The 6201-nt window shown below is 74.1% G+C and carries 6 protein-coding genes; 3 read left to right on the plus strand and 3 right to left on the minus strand.

All coding sequences use genetic code 11. The features are described 5' to 3' along the window. Nucleotides 1-54 precede the first annotated feature (54 nt). Both EDF33_RS18095 and EDF33_RS18100 read left to right on the plus strand, forming a co-directional pair. Nucleotides 55-1218: an exonuclease SbcCD subunit D gene (locus EDF33_RS18095; RefSeq protein WP_131880758.1), complete on the plus strand. Its 1164-nt coding sequence runs from the start codon at nucleotides 55-57 to the stop codon at nucleotides 1216-1218. Beyond that, nucleotides 1218-4193: an SMC family ATPase gene (locus EDF33_RS18100; RefSeq protein WP_132100769.1), complete on the plus strand. Its 2976-nt coding sequence runs from the start codon at nucleotides 1218-1220 to the stop codon at nucleotides 4191-4193. Before EDF33_RS18095 ends, EDF33_RS18100 begins: the two co-directional genes overlap by 1 nt. Before the next feature lie 45 nt (nucleotides 4194-4238). Here the strand turns inward: EDF33_RS18100 and EDF33_RS20290 are convergent, their stop codons facing one another. Together EDF33_RS20290 and EDF33_RS18105 are read right to left on the minus strand one after the other, a co-directional pair. Next, complete coding sequence (locus EDF33_RS20290; protein WP_159573240.1) at nucleotides 4239-4415, minus strand: hypothetical protein; 177 nt, start codon at nucleotides 4413-4415, stop codon at nucleotides 4239-4241. Then, nucleotides 4412-5224, minus strand: a complete 813-nt coding sequence (locus tag EDF33_RS18105) for a class E sortase (RefSeq protein ID WP_243692493.1) — start codon at nucleotides 5222-5224, stop codon at nucleotides 4412-4414. The genes EDF33_RS20290 and EDF33_RS18105 overlap by 4 nt, the downstream gene beginning before the upstream one ends. A 93-nt stretch (nucleotides 5225-5317) precedes the next feature. On the opposite strand from EDF33_RS18105, the gene EDF33_RS18110 reads away from it, so the two are divergent. Further along, nucleotides 5318-5746 (plus strand): GNAT family acetyltransferase, encoded by a 429-nt coding sequence (locus tag EDF33_RS18110; RefSeq protein ID WP_123293676.1) that lies wholly within the window; start codon nucleotides 5318-5320, stop codon nucleotides 5744-5746. Nucleotides 5747-5755: 9 nt separating this feature from the next. On the opposite strand, the gene EDF33_RS18115 is transcribed toward EDF33_RS18110, so the two are convergent. Beyond that, the gene (locus EDF33_RS18115) at nucleotides 5756-6175 is read right to left on the minus strand and encodes an EamA family transporter (RefSeq protein WP_132100770.1); all 420 of its coding nucleotides are present in this window, start codon (nucleotides 6173-6175) and stop codon (nucleotides 5756-5758) included. Nucleotides 6176-6201: the final 26 nt, after the last annotated feature.

Here is a 6201-nt window from a genome sequence, read left to right on the forward strand (position 1 = left end):
ACAGGCGGCGCGCGGCCGTCCGGCGATGTCCCCGGCCGGCGTTACCGTGTCCGCATGCGCATCCTGCACACCGGCGACTGGCACCTCGGCCGCACGCTGCTCGGTGCAGACCTCCTCGAGCACCAGGCGGCGTTCACCGACTGGCTCGTCGACCTCGTGCGGGACCGCTCCGTCGACCTGGTCGTGATCGCCGGTGACGTGTACGACCGGGCGATCCCGCCGATCGACGCGGTCCGGATGCTGTCCCGGGTGCTCGAACGCCTGGCCGAGACGGCGACCGTGGTGCTCACGCCCGGCAACCACGACTCCGCCGCACGCCTGGGCTTCGGCGCCGGTGTGATGGACCGCCGCGTCCGCATCCTGGCCGAACCCGCCCGGATCGCGGACCCGGTGCTCGTCAACGACGCCGACGGCCCGGTGGCGGTCTACGGCATCCCGTACCTGCACCCCGACCTCACCCGCTACGCACTGGCCGACGTGCCGGACGAGCCCCTCGCGCGGTCGCACCACGCCGTCGTGCACGCCGCCACCGAGCGGATCCGGTCCGACCTCGCGTTGCGCGGCGGTACCCGCAGCGTCGTCGTCGCACACGCCTTCGTCGGCGGGGCGGACCCGAGCGACAGCGAGCAGGACATCCGCGTCGGCGGTGTCGACCGGGTGGCCGAGTCGGTCTTCGACGGCTTCGACTACGTCGCCCTCGGGCACCTGCACGGCCCGCAGCGGGTCGGCGACGGTGGACGGATCCGGTACGCCGGCTCACCGCTGGCGTTCTCGTTCGGCGAGCGGCACCAGCAGAAGTCGGTGACGATCGCCGAGCTCGACGCGGCCGGTGGCGTCTCGGTCGAACTCGTGCCCGCTCCCGTGCCGCGCCGCCTGGTCGACGTGCGCGGGAGCATCGACGACATCGAGTCCGGGGTCTTCCGGGCCGACGCCGACGCCTGGGTGCGGGTGGCCGTGACCGACACGGTGCACCCCGAGCGCATGTACGCCCGGGTGAAGGACCACTTCCCGCACGCGCTGGCGATCACGCACGAACCCGCCGACCGCGGTCCGGCCTCGGTGGCCCGTGCGGTCACGGCGACGTCCGACCCGGTCGAGGTCGCAGCCGACTTCGTGGCCTTCGCCACCGGTGCCGCCCCGGACGACGACGAACACGCCGTCCTGACCGAGGCGCACGAGGCCGCTGTGCTGGCGCTGCAGCGCGAGGGGGACCGCTGATGTACCTGCACCGACTCGAACTCCGCGCCATCGGGCCCTACCCCGACCTGGTGTCCATCGACTTCGCAGCGCTCGCGGCCTCCGGGGTGTTCCTGCTCGAGGGGCCGACGGGCTCCGGCAAGTCGACCATCATCGACGCCGTCGTGTTCGCCCTGTACGGCGGGCTCGCCGGGTCCGACGCCAGTTCCGACCGGCTGCACAGCCAGCACGCCGACCCCGCGGTGGAGCCGTTCGTCGAGCTCGTCTTCGAGACCAGCGCAGGGACCTACCGGGTCCGCCGCACCCCGCAGTACGACCGCCCGAAGCAACGGGGGACCGGCACCGTCAAGCAGCAGGCGTCCGTGCAGCTCTTCCGTCTGGCGAACCCGTCCGACGTCGCCGGCGAACCGATGTCGTCACGCATCCCCGAGGTCGGCGTCGAGATCGGCCGCATCGTCGGGCTCGACCGCGCGCAGTTCCTGCAGACCGTGGTGCTGCCGCAGGGCGAGTTCGCACGGTTCCTGCGGTCCCCGGGCGAAGAGCGCCGCAAGCTCCTGCAGTCCCTGTTCGGCACGCAGGTCTACGACCGCACGGCCGACGAACTCGCCGCGCGGCGCCGTGCCGTGCAGGCCGAGGTCGACGGTGCCGACGACCGCGTGCGTGATGCCCTGAACCGCTTCGCCCAGGCCGCCGGTCTCGACGACGCCGACGAGACCGTCGTGCCGTCGACGGTGGCGTCGGTCCGTGCGGCGGCCGATGCCGCTGCCGCCGTCCGTGCTGCAGCAGCCGCGGCGGCGACGACCGCTGCCGAGCACGAACAGGCGGTCACGGCGCGTGCGACCGCCCTCGAACGACGCGCGGGACTGCTCGTGCGACGGGCCGCGCTCGACGACGACGCCCCCGCCGTCGACGCCGCCCGGTCGGCCCTCGCACTCGGCGAACGCGCCGCCCAGGTGACCGCCGTGGCCGACGGACTCGACGCCGCAGTCATGCGCGCCGACGAGACCACTGCGGCGGCCCGGTCGCTGCGTGACCGCCACGGGATCACCGCCGACGCCGACGCCGTCGTGCTGCGACGCGACGCCCTGGCCGACGACCTGTCGGCCGTCCGGCACCTCGTCGCGGTCGAGGACGGCGCCGCTGCCCGTCGGTCCACCATCGCCGGGGCCACCGCGGACGCCGAGCAGATCGCCGAGCAGCTGCTCGAACGCGACGCCGCACTCGACGCCCGTCCCACCGAGCGGGCCCGCATCGTCGAGGCCGCACGCACCGCGGCCCGCACGGCAGCCGACTCGGACGCCGCCGCGCACGAGGTCACCCGGATCCGGTCCCTCCGAGCCGACCTCGTGGCGCGCGACCACGCAGCGCAACGGGTCGCCACGGCCGAGCAGTCCGTCGCCACCGCGCGCCGGTCGGCGACCGACGCCCTCGCCGCCGAGCGGGCACTCCGCGAACGCCGGATCGCCGGGCTCGCCGGAGAACTCGGGGCGGCGCTCACGACCGGCGACCCGTGCCCGGTCTGCGGGTCGACGGCGCACCCCTCGGTGGCGACCCCGCAGGACGACCACCCGACGACCGCGGCCGTCGACGCTGCCGGCGACGCCACCCGTCGCGCTGACCAGCACCTCGCCGACGCCGCGTCGGACCTGGCGGTCGAACGTGCCGAACACCAGCGGCTCGTCGACGTCGTCGGCACGGTTGACACCGCCACGCTCGACACCCTGACCGCGGCCGCCGACGAACGGGTCCGGGCCGCGCACGACGCTGCCGCGCTCGTCCTGCAGCACGAGCGGCAGCGGGCGGAGCACGACACGACGACCGGTCGGCTCCAGCGCGAGCGGAACGACCTCGACGCACGGCGGACCGTCCTGGTCTCGACCGCGCTGGCCGACGCCGAGCGGCTCGACACCGACCTCGGCACCGTGGCCGCGGCGCTCGGGCGGCTCGGAGCACTCCTCGACGACCGCCCCGCGACGCTCCGGACGGCCGTCGAACTCCTCGACGAGCGACTCGAGGCGTACCGCGCGGTCGTGCAGGCCGACGAACGGGTGGCCGCCGCGACCCGTGCCCGCGACGACCGCCGTACCGAGGTCGACCGGGTCCTCGACGACCAGGACTTCGCCGACGTCGCCGCAGCGCGGGCCGGACGGCTCGAACCCGACAGCACCGACCGGCTGCGGGCGCTGATCAGTGCGGCCGAGGCCGAGCGGGCCGTCGTCGTGGCCGGTCTGGCCGAACCCGCCGTGGTCGCCGCGGCGGACGACTCCGCGGAACGCCTCGACCTCGACGGCGCCCGGGCCGGACGCCAGCGCGCTGCCGCCGCACTCGACGAGGCCGCCGCGGTCACCGTCTCCGCGGCCGACCGTGCCGACGCGGTCGACCGGTGCGCGACCGAGGTCACCCGGGCGACCCGTGCCCGTGACGAGACGTCGGCACGCAGCCGCGCCGTGGTCCGGCTCGCCGACATCGCGAACGGGGTCACCGCGGCGAACCCGACGGGGATCACCCTGGGCACCTACGTGCTCATGCGCCGGTTCGAGGACGTCGTCGCCGCGGCCAACGACCGACTCCGGGCGATGCTCGCGGGGCGGTTCACGCTCGAGACCTCGGACGAGCGGGAGTCCGGGTCACGGGCACGCCGGACCGGCCTGGCACTCGCCGTGCACGACCACACCACCGACACCGTGCGGGACCCCCGCAGCCTGTCCGGCGGCGAGACGTTCACCGTGTCGCTGTGCCTGGCGCTCGGGCTGGCCGACGTCGTGCAAGCCGAGGCCGGTGGCGTCTCGCTCGGCACGCTCTTCGTCGACGAGGGGTTCGGCACGCTCGACCCGGAGACCCTCGACGACGTCATCGGGCAGTTGTCGCGACTGACCGCCGGTGGACGGCAGGTCGGCATCGTCAGCCACGTCGAGGAACTCAAGCAGCGGATCCCGGAGCGGATCGCCGTGCGTCGCACCGCGGCCGGCGGCTCGCAGGTGACGACAACGGTCTGACGCCGCCTGCCGTCCGCTGCCGGTCCTGGTTCCGGGTGCCGACCGCTACGGGGTCGGCGTGGACTCCACGGTGCCGTCCGGCGGCGGCAGGATGTCCGCCGCGATCCACGGGAACACCCACTGGAACAGGACGAACACGATCGCGGCGAGCAGCACGAGCAGCTCGAGCACCTTCAGGAACGTGGGGCCGGGCAGCAGCCGCCAGACGAGGGGGAAGATCACTTGGTCGTCTCCGAGAGTTCCTTCGGGGTGCCCTCGGAAGCGGGCATCCAGTAGTCGAGCTTCGCGTGCGTGACGAACCGTTCGGCTGCCGACCACATCGGGTGGCACGCGGTCAGGGTCAGCCAGCGGTCCGACGGCGAGGGGTCGACTCCGGGCTTGTTCGGCACCGGCGCGATCGTCTCGATGTGGTCCGGCGTGACGATCTGGCTGTCGGTGACCTTGTAGACGTACCAGACGTCGAACTTCGCCTTCGCGTCGGTGACCCGCACGACGACGGAGTCGTCCTTCTTGAGCTCCGCGATCTGGTTGAGCGGCTTGCCGTACGTCACACGGTGTCCGGCGACGGCGAAGTTGCCGGGAGCCCCGGGCATCGCGGTGTCCTGGTAGTGCCCGAGCCCGATGGTGTTGAGGACCTTCTCACGGTCGGTGCCCTCGCCGATCGGCCGGTTGTAGTCCTTGCCGAAGCGCGGGATCTGCATCGTGCCGAACACGTCGGAGAGATCCGGTGGCTCCGCCAGCACGGGTGCGGTCCCGCGGTGCTCGGTGCCGGCCCCGTCCGGGGTCTTCAACTGGTCGAGTCCCTCGACGAGCTTCGACTGCTCGTTGACCGCCACGACGTCCGTCCACCACGCGGTCCACACCACGTACAGCCCGGTGCCGGCACCCGCGATGATGAGCAGTTCGGCGATGAGCGAGACGATCGCGCCACCGACCGTCTGCCGTCGCCGGGGGGAACGGCGCCCGGACCGCCTGCCGCCGTCGTCGTCCCGCGCGCTGCGGCGCGACGGGATGGTGTCGTGTGCGGTCACGGGGCTCCTGATCGGCTGGTCGGTCGGACAGGTCTATCAGATCACGACGACGGCCCGGTGACGACGTTCTCCACACCCCCGTAACGTGGGGGGATGGAGTACCGGATCCGCCCGTTCCGCGCCGACGACACCGACGCGGTCGTCGCCCTCTGGGAATCGTGCGGTCTCGTCCGACCGTGGAACGACCCCCGCCGCGACATCGCGCGCAAGGCCACGGTCCAGCCCGAGCTCTTCCTGGTGGCGGAGTCGGAGGCCGGCGGGGTCGTCGCCGCGGGGATGGCCGGTTTCGACGGGCACCGCGGATGGGTCAACTACCTCGCCGTGCAGCCGGACCTGCAGGGCTCCGGTCTCGGCCGGACGCTGATGGCCGAGTTCGAGCGGCTGCTCACCGACCTCGGCTGCCCGAAGCTCAACCTGCAGATCCGTGCCGGCAACGAGCGGGTGCTCGGGTTCTACGAGTCCCTCGGGTACTCCGACGACCGCACCGTGTCGCTCGGCAAGCGACTCATCCCCGACGTCTGAGTCGTCCGGTCACGCCAGGGCCAGGCCCACCGACGCGATGAACGCCAGCGCGATGCCGACCCACTGCGGCGCGGTCAACCGCTCCCGCAGCACCACCCCGGCCAGCACGACCGTGCCGATGGGGTAGAGCGCGTTGAGCACGCTCACGACGGGCAGGGTGCCCGGGTCGTCGCTCGCGTGCAGCCCCGCCTGGATGCACACGTTCGCCAGGGCGTCGAGGACGCCGCACGCCGCGACCGTCAGCAGCAGACGCGGCGGCCACCAGCGCCCTGGAGGCGGGGGGGGGCCCCCCCCCCCCCCCCCCCCCGCGGGGGGGGGGGGGGCCGCCCCCCCCCCCCCCCCCCCCCCCCCCCCCCCCCCCCCCACCCCCCCCCCCCCCCCCCCCCCCCCCCCCACACCCCCCCCCCCCCCCCCCGGGCCACCACGCACCCCCCCCGCCCCCCGCCCCCAGCGCC

This window comes from Curtobacterium sp. PhB146 (assembly GCF_004342995.1).
In the GTDB taxonomy this organism is placed as follows: domain Bacteria; phylum Actinomycetota; class Actinomycetes; order Actinomycetales; family Microbacteriaceae; genus Curtobacterium.

Excerpts from the sequence above, each read along its gene's own strand:
- EDF33_RS18095 (WP_131880758.1), top strand. The coding sequence starts at position 55 with ATGCGCATCCTGCACACCGGCGACTGGCACCTCGGCCGCACGCTGCTC.
- EDF33_RS18100 (WP_132100769.1), top strand. The coding sequence starts at position 1,218 with ATGTACCTGCACCGACTCGAACTCCGCGCCATCGGGCCCTACCCCGAC.
- EDF33_RS18110 (WP_123293676.1), top strand. The coding sequence starts at position 5,318 with ATGGAGTACCGGATCCGCCCGTTCCGCGCCGACGACACCGACGCGGTC.